This window comes from Pseudomonas sp. JAI120 (genome assembly GCF_014207255.1).
In the GTDB taxonomy this organism is placed as follows: domain Bacteria; phylum Pseudomonadota; class Gammaproteobacteria; order Pseudomonadales; family Pseudomonadaceae; genus Aquipseudomonas.
The window spans coordinates 207335-223201 of the sequence record NZ_JACHCZ010000002.1; the positions used below are offsets into that span (position 1 = coordinate 207335).

A 15867-nucleotide genomic window follows, 5' to 3' on the forward strand; every position below is an offset into this window, starting at 1 on the left:
ATCAGGTGTTGAAGGTGATCGCCGGGGCGAAGTTGAGTTGACTGCGTACACTGCTCCAGGTGTCGTACGCTGCAGCGCAGAGGTAATACGTGGTGTCTGGCGTCAGTCCCGTGATCTGCCCGGTGCGTGATACGCCTTGATAGCCGACCGTTCCTGCAGTTGCCGGATCAAAGTCTTCCTCTGTCGAATACACAAACACATAGCCCGCCGTGTCTGCAGCTGCACTGGCCGCGCAACTGACATCCGCGGTGGTGGTGCCAGTGACCGTGGCGGCGGTTCCCGTAACGGGCGCCGGCGCCGTATTGGTGACCAACAACGACACCAACTGTGCCTGGCCTGCAGCGTTGCGCTCGATGACCTCCACCCGATAGCTGCGAATGAGCGCGCCATCCACCAGCGCATCTTCACGTTGATACGTGAATGCCGTGCTGGTGGTCGCCACCTCTCGCAGGAGGGCATTACTGCCCGCGTGACGAATGCGTACCAAGCGATCTTCGGCACGAGCTCCGGCCACCCAACTCACGGTGAAGTACGGCGCCTCGAAGGCACCGACCAGGGCGAGGTTTTGCGCGGTATCAGGCGCTACCCGGGCCGGCGACAACGTGACGCTGTAGGCCGTGACATCCGCCAGATCCTCAAGCGCTCGACCGAACACGTTAAATGAGCGGAACTTGACCCAGACAGTCTTGCCGACCTGGTCGGACGTGTAGCTGTACTTCCAGACGGCATCATCCAACCGCACAAAGGGTGAACCGGCCGAGTGACTGGAGATGGCCGTGCTCAGACGTCCGCGTCTCAGATAACTCAGCTCATAGCCTCCGACGCCCGTGAGCACCGCGTCTCGGTAACTCAGCAACTCACCGGCCACCCAACATAGCGTGGCGCCACTGTCCGCCTCTGCAGTAGTGGCGGCAGCCAGCTCCGTCGCCGCTGCCAGTTGCACTGACAAGGTGTTGACCGTATCGGGGTCGCTTCCAGCGGCCAGAGTCGTTGTCAGTTTCCCCATGCGCGCCCTGCCGTAAATCGTCTCCGCTAACCGGTAGCTGTCGCCATCAGCGCTGATCCAGATCTCACAACCGCCCCAGGCTTCACCCACACCGGCAACACCGCCCCAGATCTGCAGTGTGCCGGCGGGCAGCAAGCTCTCGGGCGGGTTGAACATGATGGGCGCCAGGACGGGACCAGGGGCGACGTTCTGATTGCCCTGATAACCGCTCTTGCTCTGCACCGGGTAATTCGGGGCACTACCAACACCCAGCAACGCATCCTCGGCCACGATCGCCAACTTACCCAGCTCGTCCTCCTCAACCGAAATCAGCCGGACCAGGCGCTGGTGCAGGTTCAACCCTGGCTCAGTGATCGTGACCAGGTCCATAGGCTCAAGGAGCACATGCTGCCAGCCGAGGGAGAACTCATATTCATTACGCACGTACAGCTTGCGCTGCACCAACAGTTGCGCCGCATGGGCGCCGATGGCGATATTGCAGATCTCGTACGCTTTGATGGTGTCCATCGGCTTGGAGCCAAACTGCTCAATGGCAGCCTGATCAGGCGCACGCACCACGTCGGTGTTGTACTCGTGATCACGATCAAGGATCTCCAGCGACACTTCGTTGTAGCTGTCGGCCTGGCTCTTGATCTTGAGCGAGACCGGCGGCTCACCCTCCTCAGAAAGAAAATCGTCATCGGTCAGATCCGCCACTGGCGTGATGTTCGGAAACCACGTCACGCCGTTACCGGTGACGGCCTGGTCGCCGTAGGGGATCACCTTGAGTTGACCGGCGGACCACACCAGCTCGCTGTTGGTCAGTTGCAACCAGCGCGCGATTGCCTCATTCGCCGGCGACTGCTCGTCGAGTACCGGACTCAAGAGTAAGTTTTCCGCCAAGCAATAGTTGCGGTAGTTCGACATATCTGCGACCCATGCAGGGGTAAAACCGATTCCGTCCAATGGATCGAGCAACAGCCCGGGCAGGAAATCGCCCGGGTTGGCATCCGGCAGCCCGGGCACTTGATAACGCCCGTCCACCTCAAAGGTATGATTCTGGACGCCGGCGTTATCGTTTAGCAGGTACCTGCTGGAAAACACGTAGGCCGTATCGGAATAGGCAATCGCTTCGGCAGGGTGGCGAGTTTGAAGAAAACCCCACACGGTCTGATCATGAGTGCCATTGGCGTAGTTCAAACCCACTTGAGCAAGTGATGTGAATACTTCCTTGTCGCGGAAGACACGGTGAATGGCACCCAGCGGCCCACGCCCGACCGCAAGGATCAGCGCCGCATAATAGGTATAGGTCGTGTCTTTTTGAGTAGCTCCGCCCCCGCCTTTACCTCCCGACTTTTTCGTCGTGGTTTTGGCGACAGCTTCGAAGTCACTGTAATAAATGAGATTAGGACTGACGCGATTGCGGCCGGCGATCCAGGCGATCGGCTTGCCACTCGCACTGCTCTGGATCTGCAGCGCGTTGATGCGCGTTGCACTGTTGGAAATGGTACTACTGCTGCCCCCCATCGCTGACTCCATATCGGTTAAGTGTGTAATAACGCACGGTGTGGCTGGAGAGCCGCTCCTCACGCCTATCTGCAAACTCGACGCCGATGTCCCGATAGGCATGAATGATGCGATGCTCATCGACCACCACCGCGCCGTGGCTGAAGGTCCGGCCGAATTTCCAGACCGCGACATCGCCACGCTGTGGGACGTCGATCTGCCGGCCGTACAACTCCAGCCAACCCAGGTAGCGTTCCTCGCTGCGGTGCAGGTGCCAATCCTGGGCATACGCCCCGGGATCGATCGAGGGAATCAACCCGGCGGCGTGATACACCTCAATCAGCAACCAGGCGCAATCGACGCCGACGCCGAGCAGGTGCTGCCGGTGCTGGTACGGCGTGCGCAACCAGCGCTCAGCCTGCGCGACCACGGCATCACGCTGCAGCACTTCGAACGGGCTCATACCGATGTCTCCGCGACGGGAATGAACGGCATCCCCCGGTACCGCGCTCGGTTGCCGAATTTGTTGGTGCAGGCATCCAGCGTCCGTGGGCAACCCGGGTAAATCAGAAACTGATCACCGGCCACTGGCACGCCTGGCAGGCCCAGGATCATCGTCACGGCGCCATCTGCAGTGAATCGGCGTACGGTTCTTGTCACACCTGCATTGGCACCGTTCACAAAACGAATCACGCCCTGGTCGAACCAGCCCTGGGTGGCGGGCACATTGGAGTTCACACGCAGGGCCGTGCTGCCGCCCTGGACTACACCCATGGTTTCAAACAGGGCACGGTTCACCCCGCAATCGGCGCTGTATACCGTGCGCAGGCACGAGGGCTGATAAACGCCCCGGGGCACCTTGGTGTCCAGCAGCTCGATCGGCGACTTTACTGTCACCGTCGCCTGCTCGCGGTCGGCAGGATCCACCTCCGCGACCCGCCCGATAAAACGAGTGACCGTGCCCACCACGGGCGACCGCCAGTCCGCCATAAACGCTCGGACAAGGTTCAGGGTGGCCCCGTCAAAACCGCCGCCGGCAATGAATGGCAGCAAGGGCTCGCCGAACACGGTGTCGTCCATGCCGGCAGTAAAGGTCACGTTCAACGTGTCGACCTCAATCCCGCGCACCGCACGTACGCCGGTGCGCTTGATCATAGGCCCGCTGGCCGAGTAGTTCTGTCCGGCGTAGAAGATCTGCAAACCCGCATCGGTGTAACGCAGCACCTGGCCGCTGGCCAAGGCAATCGTGTACAGATCCGCCATGACGAAACTGCGCGCCGTGGCCAGAAAGGATTTCAGTTCAGGTGTGGCATCGATCATGGCTTGATACTCGTGAACGCGATGTTTTTGAGCTCCCAAATCGCGCGATAAGGCTGAGCCCCGTCGAGCGAATCGGCCTCGAAAGCACAGCGAAAATAAAACGCCCCACTCCACACCAGCGCCGCGTCAATCGGAGGGGCCACCGTAAAGGTGATGCGCCCCAGCTCATCCACAGTGAAGGCTGAAGTAGGAGCACCACTGACAGTGACGACGTCCACATTGACGACCCCGTACACCGGCTCCACCCAGTGACCGATCTCCCGGGAAAGCTGGAATGTTCGCGTGGTGCCGTCCCCGGTACCGAAGCGCTGAAGCGTTACCAGGTGATCACTGCGGTCAAAGAACAGAAACTCGCCGAATTGCCCTTTGCGCTGATTAAAGAACTCAATCAGCCTCGACCACTCATCCAACCCAGGGCGCTTGCGTACGGCGTTGTAACTCAGCTGGAAAGACCACAGCGGCGCCGGGTAGTACGCCGTTGTCCGGCGTCGACCGCTGGCAGCTTTCTGCACACCGGTACTCCACTCAGGTGCTTTTTTTGAAAGCAGGGTTTGCCCGGGCAGGCGCGGCAGAACGCCTTCAACCGCCGCGCCCATATCGGGGTAACTGGCGATCCAGCGCGCCGGCCAAAAAGGTCCTAACGACATCTCGCCCCCCTAAGTTTTGATGGCGCCGTTGCGCCGCATTTTTTGCATTTCCTCAGCCAGCACCCGTGCACCACGCCGAATATCAGCGGGAGACATCCGGCCGCTGCTGTCGTGGTAGTGATAGCTGTTGCCAGAACCGCCTAACTGCCCTTCCCCATTAGCTGCCTGGCGAATGACATTGGCGTATTGCTTAGGCAGCACCATTTCCTGCTCGTGGAGTTGCGTCATGGGGTTAGTACCGGCAGGGATGTCATAGCCGCCCTCGGCCGAAGCAACGTTTTTCACCAGGCCAAATACGAACGCACCGGCGGCGACTGCCGCCGCCGCGCCCAGGACAGGGCCAATGATCGGAATGGCCGACATGGCTGCAAAGGCACCGGCCATGGCCTGCCAGGCGCTGGCAATGATGTTTTTGATCGTGGCTGCGCCCCAGATCGCCACGGACATGGCGGCACCACCTGCCTCTGCAGCCGTTCGAGCGCCTACACCCACTACCGTCGCGCCGGTTTTAGCCGTCTCACCGAACATCCAGGCCATCAACGGCTTGGTGACCATGTTCTCAACGAACGCGGTGCCGATGCTGGTGAAGATCCCGCGCAACAGGCCCTGGGTGCTCATGGTGCCGCTGATGATGCCGGTAAGCCCGCTCGACCAACTGGTACGCAGACTGTCGACCATGCCCGTCCAGTTGCTTTGCGACTCGAATGTTTGCTGCCTGCCAATCACCGCCATGCTGTTGCGGTGGGTTTGCTCCAGCGCCAGGATCTGCTGCTGGACCTGCTGCAGGGCGACCGGATTGCGGTCAGGATCCTGCTCCAGCAGCGCTTTACGTTCGGCCAATGCCTGAGCTTCGATCGCATACCGTTGCTTTTCGAACTCGGCCTGGGCCTGCAGCAACTGGCCTTGGGTGATCAGGTTGGCTTGCAGATCCAGCTGGGCCATCTGCTCGGCATGCGCAACGTCGGTAAGCCGCGCCTGCTGATCGGCAGCCAGCTGCTGCTGTTTCATGTTGGTGATTTGCTGCTGCTTTTCGCGCTCGACAGCGACCACCTCTGCCGCAGCCTTGCGGTATTCCTGGCTGTCCTGGCCGTAGAGTTGCCGGCTGCGCTCTAATGTCTGCTGAGCGATCTGCAGACGCGCGTCCATATTGTTGCGGTACTGCTGCGCCTGGGCCTGCAGATCGGCAAAGGCTTGGCCTTCGTCCTGCCGGCGCAACGCATTCAATGACGCCAGGTAATTGCGCTGAACACTCAAACGTTCGGCAGCGCTCAAATCCGTGCGCTTGAGAATGCCCTGCCAGTACTGCATTTCCTGCTGCTGGGAGAACTGCAGGAAAGTGCCCTGCTCGGCCTGCTGCTGGGCGTGAGCGACCTTCTGCGCGTCTAATGCTTCTGTCCACTCACTGACCCGTGACGTGGCCTTCGTCGGCGCACTTACCGGGTCATCCGCTTTTTTAGGGGGAGTTGTGGACTCGACCACTTTTTTCCGATGCTCGACAGCTGCAGCGTATGCCTGCTCCAGCTTGGTCAGCCGGGCGACTTCAACGCCGTAAGCGGTCGGACTTGTCCTGCCCTGCTGTGGTGCTTTGGCCAGGGCTGTATCGCCGGTCGCGGCCATCTCCGCCACTTTGCGTCTCTGCTCTTCAATGCGAGCGGAACGGGAGCGCATACCCGCGTCGACTTCTTCCAGCTTATTGGACACCAACTGCATGTTTTCCAGCAGCAGGCGCTCTTCGACCAGCGTGGCTTCCAGTTGGGCCTTGCCACCCCCACCGCGCGGTCCGGCAATGACTGTCCCTAACATCGCTTCGTAGCGCGCGACGTTCGCCGCCACCTCATCAACGGTAAGGCCTACGCCGGTCATACCTTTCAATAGGTTGTTGAACCAACTGGCGGTTTCAGACAGACGCTTATTCAGGCTGATGAAGACAGGCTCAAGAATGGTACCAATGGTGACCTGCAGCTGGTTGCTTTTGGAATCGAGTTCGGCCTGGCTGCCGGTCAATCCATCCGCTGCCTTGGCAGCATTACCGACCTGAGCCTCTGTCTCTTTCATGATGCCGTTGTATTCGGCTGTGATCTTTTGCGAGTCAGACAACTTGTCACGACTGCTGCCGATGCTCTTGGCGTACTCGTCCCACATTTTGGCGACGTTTTTCGTGACACCGGCGTTATCCACCAGCACCGAGTTTTCGTTTTTCAAGCCCTCGGTGGCCGACACCACAGCTTCCGACATGCTGAGATTAGCTTGCCGGTTGAAAGCTGCAGCGTCTTTCAAGCGGTTGATCACCGCCACTGCCTGGTCCACGTTATACCCGCGACTTAGCAGGTTTTGCAGTGATTTGGCTGCATCACCGACGCTGAGCAAGCCGTCGGAGGCGAGCTTGTTAGCCTCATCCATGGCCCGACCAATACCGACGCCGGCATGATTGGCCACCGCTTCCAGGCCACGGTAAGCAGCTTCCTGTTGGATCGCCGCGTCCTTGCTATCGCTAACGATCTGGCCAAGCTTGAAAGCACCCAGACCAAACACACCCGCAATGCCAGCCGCCACACCGCCGAGGCCCGAACGCATGATGGCGCTGACGCCGGAGAACGCCTCATTCACTGCCGGACCAAAACGAGCGAGCCGGGTTTGGCTGCCCACCATTTCGGTGTTGATCGCCCTTAGCTCGCGACCAAAAGTGGTCCGTGCCTCACGCATGTTGCGCTCAATGCTTTCGACTGCACGATCGAAACCTTGGGTACCGGCCGTGAACTGGTATGCAATATTTCTTTCCATGCTGTCTTCTCTATCTAAAGGCCAACACCCGCCTCCAATAAGAACAACGACTTAAAACAAATAGGCCACATTTTAGCCGTGTTATAAATCGTCACAGAAGGCCCCTTCACATAATGAAACTGACTCAAATACCAGCTTTTAAAAAACCATTCTTGATCACACTTTGCAATCTCCGCACTTGTCTGCTAGACCATTTATAAAAAGCAAGCGAGCACGTAAACCTGTCACTAGAAGCACTGCTAAGCCACCAACTGACTCATTTCTGAAACAGGGGAATCTTCATGAGCTTAAAAAAATCAATCGTAACTGTGGCGATCACTTCATCAATGCTCGGGTGTGTCTCAAATGACACAGGTCCAGGTAAGAGTGTCGGTTGGAAAACGCTAAGCCCCCCTGTCGAAAAAGCTCTAGGGCGGTACGTTGAGCGCGACTCAGGAAATGTATATTTAGGCGGAATCGGCTACATAATTAGTGATGACACCGTATTGACGTCGCCCTCTTACGACGATGTTCAATCGGAAGACTACTCTAACTACAAAGCCGGAGCAGAAGCTTCATTTAAAGGCGTGCTGGCAAAAGCAGGCATTGAGCATTCAGGATCAACTACCTCAAATGCTTCAGGATGGTCGGTAACACAAATAAAAGATTTTAGTCGTGGCGCACCTATCGAAAAGGAATTCGTTTACAAATGCATCATGGTTTCCGACTACACCTTTGAGGCCAAGAGTAAGACATCAGCCAACTTAGACCTGGATGCGAGCACACTAGCGCAAACTTTTGGGGTCTCAGTTGCAAAAATAAGCTTGAGTAAATCTCCAGAATCCCCAGACAAACTTAAAATAAGCGTCAAAAACCCCAACTTGTGCTTATCATATGTTTCCGCAAAGCTGAAAACTCCTTGGTTTGGAGGTAAAGGAAAGGTTAATACTGTCACGAAGAACGATGAGAACAACGTAAACAAAAGCAGTTTCAACCTAAAACTAAATGAATCTAGCGAACCTAGAAGTGCCGATCTTGGAAGTTCTGCAAAGGAGAGAAAACCTCTTTATCGCCTTACAGTAAGAGGCACCCAAGACGCCCCAGTTCTCAGCATCTGGAGGGAAGATCGGGAAAACATTGATGCCCCACCGGTGTATTTCCCACTCAAAGAAAAAGCACCAGGCCAATGGTTTGGGCAATATGGCATAGAACAGTATTATTACAGCGATATGAAATACGCTCTGATCAGAATCGAAATCGACGCAAAAATACTTCCAGATAAATCCATACAAGTAAAATCAGCAGAAATTTACTCGCAAAAACTTAACCTTTCTTTGAGATAACCTATAAGAAGCTCAATCCTCTCATAGCTCTGAGAACATTACCTCTGAGCTATGAGTTCACCTCACTGAAGTAAAAGCATCCAAGGCATGTCGTAAATGCTCAGGTAAATCGTCCCGCAAATCAGCGGCAATCTCGGATAAGTTGCTTTCTAGTGCAGGAGCATCACTTATAGAAGGAGCAGCTTTATACCCTAAATAACCAGCGACTAGTACATGAACGGGCGGATGGTTTCGCCAGTAGTTGGTCATATGCCCTACCATCACCATGTCCCAGTCACGTCGAAGCGTGACCGGGCTTTGCCCGGTACTGGCGATCAGGTGAGCGTAGAGTTGGCCCCAGTCGAAGGGGCCAGTGCTTCCCCCGGCGCCGACTCTGTGACCTCCAGGCCCGAGGCACTCATAACAGCATCCAACGCATCACGCATGTTGCGAAGATCCAGCAGCGAGGCCACCTCTGCGCGCTCAATGTCTGGGTAGTTCCGACGCAATGCCGCGTGCGTGGCATCGATCACCGTTGCGATACTGTCCCGGTCCATGTTGCCGGCCATCACCGCGTTGATCCGCTCCAGCAGTTGCTCCAGATCCCCCAGCGCAAGGGGGGGGATGACGAGCGTTTTCCCTGGAAACGGGAACGAAACGCCGGGGACATTCACGACCGTCATTCGTTGGCACTCCAGTAGCACACCTCGCCGAACTCATCCGCGTAGCCGGTGAATTCAAAGTCCGGAATGGTGTAATCGTCCTGTTTGGTAGCGATCCCCAGCTTGTTGCTGACAAAGTTCGGCACGCGCACGTACACAGTCTTGCCCTTGTATTTCAGGACCAGCTCGCCCTGGAATACCGGCATGTCCCCCATGGGCAGGTTTTTCACCGACAGGCTTTTACCTGTCGTAACGGTGTAGCGGTAATCAATGAACACCGACTTGGCCACGTCTGCAGCGGCAAATGCATATTCCCCCGTGGCGGCATCAAAGGTGTACTGCCCAACTGCAGGCGCGCTCAGTACCCGTACGTAAGGGATCGCGCCGGCGCCGCGTACACCAAGATCGCCCGATAGCGTCCCGCCCGCTGGGGGCTCCACGGTGATGGTGGCCCCTGCCGGCACAACTGTGGGCTCCGTGGAGTGATGAACTAACACCTGGCCGGTGGTCAGGGTCTGCCCGAACACCAGTTGATTCCACTGCAGCAGGCTGATCTGGGCGGACTTGGCCTTGCCGGTCAGCTTGCCCTGGCCTCGCGCCGCGTCGACCGCAAACTGCTCGCTGCCGAACAACTCTTTGGAATCAAACGACAGATCCACCGAGGCTTCTTGCATGATACCCAGCAGGATGGGGGTCGGAGCCGAAATGGCATTGCCATAGGCGTCCATCAGCGGAGTGGCGTAAAACAACCCGCTGCCGAATGCGATTTGCATAATGTGTTCCTCAGTAAAAGGTAGGTCCGGCCGTCAGGTCGCCGGTGTTGCACAGGTAGGTGAAGCGGTAGCGCACCATGCAGTTGCCGGCGGTGTTGTCGCCCTCGTCTTCGATCCAGTCGATGTAGAAGCGCTGCACCCGATCCGCCTCCTCAAAGGCGTCCTCTGCCATCAGGACCGCATGCACGGCAACCTTGACCAAGTCGGCGACCTGATCCCAGGCAGCACCTGTGACCGTGTCCTCCCGGGCGATGATTTCCACCGTCAGCTCGAACTGGTTGCGATCCACTGCAGCACTTTCGCGCTCACAGGTTTCAAGGTCAGGACGCAGCACGATCGCCGGCGTCATGTCCCGTCTGATCGCCTCAGTGCGACTCCGATACACCCGGTCTGCCGCCAACGTACCGGCGGCCAGAATCAGCGCCTGCGCCTTTGCGACGATGCGTTCTTGAATCGAGGGCATGAGGTTTAAACCTTGGTGAGGGAGGCCAGGCTAAAGGCGCCGTCATCGATCATCCGGCGGTCCCGGACGCGAAAATTCACGCCGTCGACGGTGATCAGTTTGGGATTGTCGATGCCCAGGCGCTCGGCCTCGGCGGTGATGACCAGGATCTCGTAGCCGGTCGACTGGCTGTTGGTGCCACCCATACCGTGGATTTCGTCCGGCATATCCCGCGCGGCCAGAAACGGCTGACCATCAACCATCCCGCCAACGTCGAAGTCCTCAAGGAATCCCCTGAGATCTTCGTCAAGCATCAGGGCTCACCTTGACGGGCTTGCGTCCGCCCTCAGCTGCAGCGGAAGGTGCCGGCGCAGGCTCGACCACCAGCACTTCCAACTGGTGGCGAAAGCGCTCGGCCACGTCATCAGGCAACTCGATCACGCCCCCTGCCCCGGTCAGTTTGTCATCTGGCCCGCGAAACGAGCCGGATAGCACCGTGTAGGATTTATTCGGCATTACGCTCTCCTGCGACCTTCTCCAGTTTCGACAACCGCTGCCCCAACGCCTTGTCCGGCTCGCCGGGGATCACAATCACTTCCCCGGCTTTGAACTGAACAGGCGACACAATGGTGTAGCGGCCCTTCTTGTTTGCGACCGGCTCCAGGTTGTGCGCACGCGCACTGGCCTGGGCCGCATTCAGGATCAGTTCACCCCCATAAAGGGTGATCGTCTGTTCCACACGGTATTTCGGCATATCAATGCCCTCAGTGAGGTGTCAGGCCGAAAGGCTTACGCCACCAGTTGGTTAAGAACGGCGTACTGCCAGCGCCCAAAACCCACATTGCGCCAGGTGTCGACGCCGTATTGATGGGCATCGTTGTCGAACTCGAACTCCGAGCCTTCGGCCTTGGCCTTCATGGCCACGTCGGTCTCTTGCTGACGGATGAACGCTTTCAATCGACCGTCCGTGCGGAAGGTCACGAATTTGTCCTGCCAGGCGTTGAGGCGCACGTTGCCCACCACGCGGACAACCACGTTGTCCGGCATGACGATCTCGCTGATGTTGGTACCGCGCGGCACGCTAAGCGCCGTCTGTGCCACGCTCAGCAGGTTGAACGGCACCATCACCAGAAACTCGCGTGCCAGTTCGTTGATGGGTTCGCCCTGGTCATCCTTGAAGCTGGTCAACTGGGTAACCGACCGGGCAACCGCCTGCTGGAACTCCTCAACGCTCGGCCGACTGGGCGTCCCGTGAAGTGTCGCTGGCAGTTCGGAGATGTCGGTGGTGATCTTGTTGGACTGCACGCCGCTCTGGCCTTCTTCGTGGTCGGTATCGAAGAAGTACTGGCCGTCATAGCAGGTCTGGCTTTCGCCGTTGAGCAGCAGCACCGACAGCAGTCGCGCCCAGTGCGCGTTGGTGCGGTCAGCCAGTTCGCCCAGGCGGATGCGCAACTGTCCGGTTTTGTCGCGGCGCAGCTCGGTGACCAGCACCTCGATGGTAGCCTCGAAGTGCAGGTTTTCGATTTCGAGATCAGCGCTGATAAAACCCTTGGCGTGGCGACCTCCAATCCACTCACGCAAGGTCGGCACCATGCCGATCCACGGATAGGTTTCTTTGGCCTGGTCGGAGTCGAACAGGTTGGACACGGCGTCGATCCAGTTCGACCCCACATTCTGCTCGAGCAGTTCGTAAAACATGCCGATGATGGCACGGCTGGAAAGCACTTCAGCACCCATGGGTGATTCTCCTGAAGAAGGATACGGTCAGAAAAAAAGAACGGATTGAGTGATGCGTTACGCCGCGACAGGGACGGCCTGGGCGGTGAACTTGACGATGCCGACGCCGGTGCGCACAAAACGGTGAACATGCCCGATCAGGCTGTTACCGGCGGCGGTGAGCAGAAACGTGCCGCTGTCGCTGGCATACACCGGCTTACCGATGTCGGTGATCGCCAGCGCAGTGACGGGCAGTTCAACTTTGCCCACTTCGCGAAGACGCACACGCGCTGCTGCAGCGGCGCCGATTCGATTGTCGACGCCGCGATCGGCGAAGCCCACGAACAGATCCCCCGCCGCCAGAGGTCGCGCAAGGCCGTTAGCCGCGACAATGCCGACCGCCGAACCTTCGAAAATCTGCACGCCGGCCGCAACCGATAGATCGTTAATTTCCCCGATCTCGTAAGCGCGGGGGGTGTCGAGTGTAAGAGGCATAGGATTCTCCAGAGCCATGGGTGGGAAGGGGTTACCCGGTACTTACTTTTTCAGGACCTTGACCAGACCCCGCTCGGTGGCCTTGCGGTAGCCGTGATAGGCCTCGAAGGTGCCAAACTCGGCCCGCAGCTCTTTGTCGCTGTCCCAGGTCGCCTTGGCGCGTTCCTCCAGCGGCGACTCTGGATCCTCCTTCACAGCCTCAGGGGCTGCCGGTGGCGTCAGCGCGTTGGGCACCGGCGCAGGCGCCTGGGCACGAATGTCGGCCAGAGCACCGGCGCGTTTGGTTTTTTCGGCGCCGATAACCTGCGCCGCTGCTTCGGCGCCGGTGGTTTTGCCGTCGAACTTGAGCGTGGCAATCAGCTCTTCGTGTCCGGGCAGTGCGGCGGCTTCCACCGCCTGGATGCGTTCGCACTCGGCGCGGGCGCCGGCAGCTGCACCAGCGGCATGCGCGTCATGTTCCAGGCTGGCCAGCAACTCGGCATGATTCGCCGCCAGGTATTCGCGGTTGATAACTGGTTTTTCTGCAGTTGGAGCGGGGGCGTTACTGTTGGTAGTAGTGGACATAGGTCTTTCTCCAGAAGAACTGCTGTTGAACTCAGCGATGAGTTGTTCAAGGGTGGATTCACGGTCGGCCATGCCCAATGCCACGGCATCGGAGCCAATCCGCATATCGCCCTGGCCGAAGTCGGCCAAAACGGTTTCAACACTGAGGCCACGGTAATTGGCGACGTCCTCGACAAAGATGTCAGTCAGCCGGTCGACATGAGCCTGGGCCACAGCACGTCCTGATTCAGTGCTGAAGTCAGGGCGCTTTTTCGGGCTCTGGCTGCTGACGATCTCGAAACTGCCGTCGTCGTCGCTTTTGCGCACCGTCAGCACCGTGCCGATGGAGCCCACGGCGCCGGTGCGGCTCATGACGATTTCATGGGCTGCTGCAGCTATCCAGTAGCCAGCGCTGGCCGCGTTACCGGACACATACGCAACCACCCGCTTGGGCGAGGCGCGGATCATCTGGCCGAATTCAGCGATGCCACTGGCAATACCACCGGGGGTATCCATCACCAGGATGATGGTGTCGGTGCGCGGATCGTCGACGGCGGTGGTGAACTCCTTGGCCAGCACATCCAGCGACGTCGCACCGGACAGCGCCGTAAACAAGTTGGCGTAGCGGAACACCGGGCCGGTGACGGGCAGCAATGCCACATTGCCGCGCTGGGTCACCGCGCGACTGTTCTGCAAGGGTTTGCCCTGCCTGGCCTCCAAGGCTTCCGGGCCTTCATGCTCCCGGCGGGCGATGGCGGTAATGGTCTGCAGCATGTCCGGGGTGATGGCCCAGGGCTCGCGTGATACCAGGTCGAACGCCGTCACCCGGTGCACGGGAGGTGCATCGGTTGGGTTGTCGCTCATAGTTAGGTCCGTTCAGGAAGATCAGGATTGGCCGCAGGCTCATCCTCGGGGCGAGCCGTTGGTGACACGGATAGGCCGTCATCGCGCCTACGCTTCACTTCAAGCGCACGCTGTTCGTGGTTCTCTTCCCAGTCACTGCCGTCGTAAAGCATGGATTCCTTGGCGAGCGTGCTGACGCCAATATCGATGCGCTTTTCGGCGGCATTGATGTCTTTGAGCGGATCAACTGTGCCAGGACCATCACCCACCCATAGCGACCCGCTGTACGCATAGCGCAGCAACGGGTGGTCGAAAAACCCGGGAGCCTCGATGTCTCCCTGTGCCACGGCCTCTTCAAGCCAATGCTCGTACACGGGCTGGCAGAAATGTTGGCCCAGGAAGTCACGGCAACCGCGAACGAATTGCCAAGCCTCCATCACCGCAGCACGTGCGGCGGTGTAACTGGCGGTAAAGTGCTTGATCAGCACCTCGTAAGGCAGCTCCAGGGCCATGCCGATCTGTCGAAGCATGGCGAGTACGAACGGATCAAATGCCATGTTCGGGCGACCGGGTGATGCGGTATCAATCGACGCACCGTCGTCCAGTTCGGCGACAATGCCTCCACTGAGTGAGCCGTCCCAACCGCCCTGGTCGCGCCCGGCGGGTTTATCGCCACCCACCGGGGTGTTGCCGGTAACGGCCGATGCCAGAGGGCTCAGATTGCCGCTCTGCCCTGGCTTGATGAACACGGCGAAGAACGCAGACACCACCGCCGCTTCCAGCTCGGCATCGGTGTAACGGTCCAACTGCTTGAGCTTCTCGATCACCGGCGCCAAGTACGGCACACCGCGTGGCTGGCCCACCCGACGACGCCGGTACACATGCAGCAGCACCCGACCGCCGCGCTCGTTGAAGAACGGGCGGTCATCCCAGACGCGCTCTTTGACGCCGAGTGCCCCCGGGTGACTGCGCAAAATGTGAGCCTTGATCGGTGCACCATCGGCGTCACGCTCAATGCCGGCCGTGAGGGCTTCCGTGTCGGCCTTGTTGCTAGGGTTACAAACCCGGTCAGCCTCAATCAGTTGGATGCACGCCGAGTAGTGCTGGCCGGGTTGTTCTTTGTGCGTGAGCAACGTAAACACGTCACCGCTGCTCAGCACCGATCGCCAGGTCAGGTCCTGCAGACCATAGAAATTCTGCTCGCGGGTGATGTCGCAGCTGGTGGTTTCCGCCCAGGACTTGAACAGCGATTCGGTTTTGCGCTGCCACTCCCTGGCCTGGTCTTCGTCCCAGCCCAAAATCGAGCGATTGACCACTGACTTAAGCGCCAGGCCGGTGCCGACCGTCTTCGTCGTCACCGTGTTGATCGCACCACCGCCGATGGGATTGTTGCGTTCAAGATCTCGGCAGCGTTCGCGAAGCGTGGGCAAGTCGGGCAGCAGATCTGCCGCCGCACTGCCTGCCGTCGGGGTCCAGGCGCTCAGCGAACGCTTTGCCTTCGACGCGCCGCTGTAACCGCCCAAGGCAGTCATGGTCAGCCGAGCGTGCATGCGCTTGGCGCCGCGCTCGGGGCTTAGCCAAGTGATGGCCTTATCCAGCAGCGTCGGCTCTGGCACTTTCGGCGAGCGGCTCATCGCGGCGTAATCCCACGCAGGACGATCCCCCGAGGGCGACCGCTCTCCAGTCGATCAACTTGCTGTTGCCAGTAGTCGATCGTCTTGGTGATTTCGGCAAGGTCGGCGTATTCCAATTGCCGGGTGCCGATGCGGTAGCTCTGCTTTTGGCTGACCTTCATGCTCGCATCGAGCCAGGCTTGCAGCTGGCCCTGCGCTTGTTCCAGGGTGATAGCCATG

General features: G+C 59.0%; 18 protein-coding genes. 1 reads left to right on the forward strand and 17 read right to left on the reverse strand.

The genetic code is table 11. The features are described from left to right. Nucleotide 1: 1 nt before the first annotated feature. From HDC32_RS12835 to HDC32_RS12855, 5 genes are read right to left on the reverse strand one after another with little or no spacing between them, the layout of a single operon-like run. Entirely contained in the window at nucleotides 2–2512 is a 2511-nt protein-coding gene (locus HDC32_RS12835) for a phage tail protein (protein ID WP_184744299.1), read from the reverse strand. Next, on the reverse strand, nucleotides 2496–2954 hold the full coding sequence (locus HDC32_RS12840; protein WP_184744301.1) for a hypothetical protein: 459 nt from the start codon (nucleotides 2952–2954) through the stop codon (nucleotides 2496–2498). Before HDC32_RS12840 ends, HDC32_RS12835 begins: the two co-directional genes overlap by 17 nt. After that, on the reverse strand, nucleotides 2951–3811 hold the full coding sequence (locus HDC32_RS12845) for a DUF2163 domain-containing protein (RefSeq protein ID WP_184744303.1): 861 nt from the start codon (nucleotides 3809–3811) through the stop codon (nucleotides 2951–2953). The genes HDC32_RS12840 and HDC32_RS12845 overlap by 4 nt, the downstream gene beginning before the upstream one ends. Continuing rightward, the gene (locus HDC32_RS12850; protein ID WP_184744305.1) at nucleotides 3808–4458 is read right to left on the reverse strand and encodes a DUF2460 domain-containing protein; all 651 of its coding nucleotides are present in this window, start codon (nucleotides 4456–4458) and stop codon (nucleotides 3808–3810) included. Before HDC32_RS12850 ends, HDC32_RS12845 begins: the two co-directional genes overlap by 4 nt. Nucleotides 4459–4467: 9 nt before the next feature. Next, nucleotides 4468–7239, reverse strand: coding sequence for a hypothetical protein (locus HDC32_RS12855; protein WP_184744307.1), 2772 nt, complete (start codon nucleotides 7237–7239; stop codon nucleotides 4468–4470). A gap of 281 nt (nucleotides 7240–7520) precedes the next feature. Here HDC32_RS12855 and HDC32_RS12860 point away from each other — a divergent pair, with 281 nt between their 5' ends. Beyond that, complete coding sequence (locus HDC32_RS12860) at nucleotides 7521–8561, forward strand: hypothetical protein (RefSeq protein ID WP_184744308.1); 1041 nt, start codon at nucleotides 7521–7523, stop codon at nucleotides 8559–8561. 57 nt (nucleotides 8562–8618) lie between these two features. Here HDC32_RS12860 and HDC32_RS12865 read toward each other — a convergent pair whose 3' ends face one another. The 12 genes from HDC32_RS12865 to HDC32_RS12920 form a co-directional block, all read right to left on the reverse strand. Then, nucleotides 8619–8810, reverse strand: a complete 192-nt coding sequence (locus HDC32_RS12865) for a hypothetical protein (protein WP_184744310.1) — start codon at nucleotides 8808–8810, stop codon at nucleotides 8619–8621. 65 nt (nucleotides 8811–8875) lie between these two features. After that, a complete protein-coding gene (locus HDC32_RS12870; RefSeq protein WP_141605610.1) occupies nucleotides 8876–9223 on the reverse strand; it encodes a hypothetical protein in 348 nt (115 codons plus the stop codon). Further along, nucleotides 9220–9975 (reverse strand): hypothetical protein, encoded by a 756-nt coding sequence (locus HDC32_RS12875; protein ID WP_221461956.1) that lies wholly within the window; start codon nucleotides 9973–9975, stop codon nucleotides 9220–9222. The genes HDC32_RS12870 and HDC32_RS12875 overlap by 4 nt, the downstream gene beginning before the upstream one ends. A gap of 10 nt (nucleotides 9976–9985) precedes the next feature. Continuing rightward, a complete protein-coding gene (locus HDC32_RS12880; RefSeq protein WP_184744312.1) occupies nucleotides 9986–10438 on the reverse strand; it encodes a hypothetical protein in 453 nt (150 codons plus the stop codon). Between the two features lie 5 nt (nucleotides 10439–10443). Further along, nucleotides 10444–10731: a hypothetical protein gene (locus tag HDC32_RS12885; protein WP_184744314.1), complete on the reverse strand. Its 288-nt coding sequence runs from the start codon at nucleotides 10729–10731 to the stop codon at nucleotides 10444–10446. Next, on the reverse strand, nucleotides 10724–10933 hold the full coding sequence (locus HDC32_RS12890; RefSeq protein WP_184744316.1) for a hypothetical protein: 210 nt from the start codon (nucleotides 10931–10933) through the stop codon (nucleotides 10724–10726). The genes HDC32_RS12885 and HDC32_RS12890 overlap by 8 nt, the downstream gene beginning before the upstream one ends. Further along, nucleotides 10923–11171 carry a hypothetical protein gene (locus HDC32_RS12895; RefSeq protein ID WP_184744319.1) on the reverse strand — a complete coding sequence of 83 codons (249 nt, stop codon included), beginning with the start codon at nucleotides 11169–11171 and terminating at the stop codon, nucleotides 10923–10925. The genes HDC32_RS12890 and HDC32_RS12895 overlap by 11 nt, the downstream gene beginning before the upstream one ends. Before the next feature lie 35 nt (nucleotides 11172–11206). After that, nucleotides 11207–12154 (reverse strand): Mu-like prophage major head subunit gpT family protein, encoded by a 948-nt coding sequence (locus tag HDC32_RS12900; protein ID WP_184744321.1) that lies wholly within the window; start codon nucleotides 12152–12154, stop codon nucleotides 11207–11209. A 57-nt stretch (nucleotides 12155–12211) separates the two neighbouring features. Then, a complete protein-coding gene (locus HDC32_RS12905) occupies nucleotides 12212–12628 on the reverse strand; it encodes a cytoplasmic protein (RefSeq protein ID WP_184744323.1) in 417 nt (138 codons plus the stop codon). 42 nt (nucleotides 12629–12670) lie between these two features. Continuing rightward, nucleotides 12671–14035 (reverse strand): S49 family peptidase, encoded by a 1365-nt coding sequence (locus tag HDC32_RS12910; RefSeq protein WP_184744325.1) that lies wholly within the window; start codon nucleotides 14033–14035, stop codon nucleotides 12671–12673. 2 nt (nucleotides 14036–14037) lie between these two features. Beyond that, nucleotides 14038–15648, reverse strand: coding sequence for a phage portal protein (locus HDC32_RS12915; protein WP_184744327.1), 1611 nt, complete (start codon nucleotides 15646–15648; stop codon nucleotides 14038–14040). Then, entirely contained in the window at nucleotides 15645–15866 is a 222-nt protein-coding gene (locus tag HDC32_RS12920) for a DUF6148 family protein (RefSeq protein WP_065899722.1), read from the reverse strand. The genes HDC32_RS12915 and HDC32_RS12920 overlap by 4 nt, the downstream gene beginning before the upstream one ends. Between the last annotated feature and the right edge of the window lies 1 nt (nucleotide 15867).

Coding starts and splice junctions, on each gene's coding strand:
- HDC32_RS12835 (WP_184744299.1), bottom strand. CDS start 2,512: ATGGGGGGCAGCAGTAGTACCATTTCCAACAGTGCAACGCGCATCAAC.
- HDC32_RS12840 (WP_184744301.1), bottom strand. CDS start 2,954: ATGAGCCCGTTCGAAGTGCTGCAGCGTGATGCCGTGGTCGCGCAGGCT.
- HDC32_RS12845 (WP_184744303.1), bottom strand. CDS start 3,811: ATGATCGATGCCACACCTGAACTGAAATCCTTTCTGGCCACGGCGCGC.
- HDC32_RS12850 (WP_184744305.1), bottom strand. CDS start 4,458: ATGTCGTTAGGACCTTTTTGGCCGGCGCGCTGGATCGCCAGTTACCCC.
- HDC32_RS12855 (WP_184744307.1), bottom strand. CDS start 7,239: ATGGAAAGAAATATTGCATACCAGTTCACGGCCGGTACCCAAGGTTTC.
- HDC32_RS12860 (WP_184744308.1), top strand. CDS start 7,521: ATGAGCTTAAAAAAATCAATCGTAACTGTGGCGATCACTTCATCAATG.
- HDC32_RS12865 (WP_184744310.1), bottom strand. CDS start 8,810: ATGACCAACTACTGGCGAAACCATCCGCCCGTTCATGTACTAGTCGCT.
- HDC32_RS12870 (WP_141605610.1), bottom strand. CDS start 9,223: ATGACGGTCGTGAATGTCCCCGGCGTTTCGTTCCCGTTTCCAGGGAAA.
- HDC32_RS12875 (WP_221461956.1), bottom strand. CDS start 9,975: ATGCAAATCGCATTCGGCAGCGGGTTGTTTTACGCCACTCCGCTGATG.
- HDC32_RS12880 (WP_184744312.1), bottom strand. CDS start 10,438: ATGCCCTCGATTCAAGAACGCATCGTCGCAAAGGCGCAGGCGCTGATT.
- HDC32_RS12885 (WP_184744314.1), bottom strand. CDS start 10,731: ATGCTTGACGAAGATCTCAGGGGATTCCTTGAGGACTTCGACGTTGGC.
- HDC32_RS12890 (WP_184744316.1), bottom strand. CDS start 10,933: ATGCCGAATAAATCCTACACGGTGCTATCCGGCTCGTTTCGCGGGCCA.
- HDC32_RS12895 (WP_184744319.1), bottom strand. CDS start 11,171: ATGCCGAAATACCGTGTGGAACAGACGATCACCCTTTATGGGGGTGAA.
- HDC32_RS12900 (WP_184744321.1), bottom strand. CDS start 12,154: ATGGGTGCTGAAGTGCTTTCCAGCCGTGCCATCATCGGCATGTTTTAC.
- HDC32_RS12905 (WP_184744323.1), bottom strand. CDS start 12,628: ATGCCTCTTACACTCGACACCCCCCGCGCTTACGAGATCGGGGAAATT.
- HDC32_RS12910 (WP_184744325.1), bottom strand. CDS start 14,035: ATGAGCGACAACCCAACCGATGCACCTCCCGTGCACCGGGTGACGGCG.
- HDC32_RS12915 (WP_184744327.1), bottom strand. CDS start 15,648: ATGAGCCGCTCGCCGAAAGTGCCAGAGCCGACGCTGCTGGATAAGGCC.
- HDC32_RS12920 (WP_065899722.1), bottom strand. CDS start 15,866: ATGGCTATCACCCTGGAACAAGCGCAGGGCCAGCTGCAAGCCTGGCTC.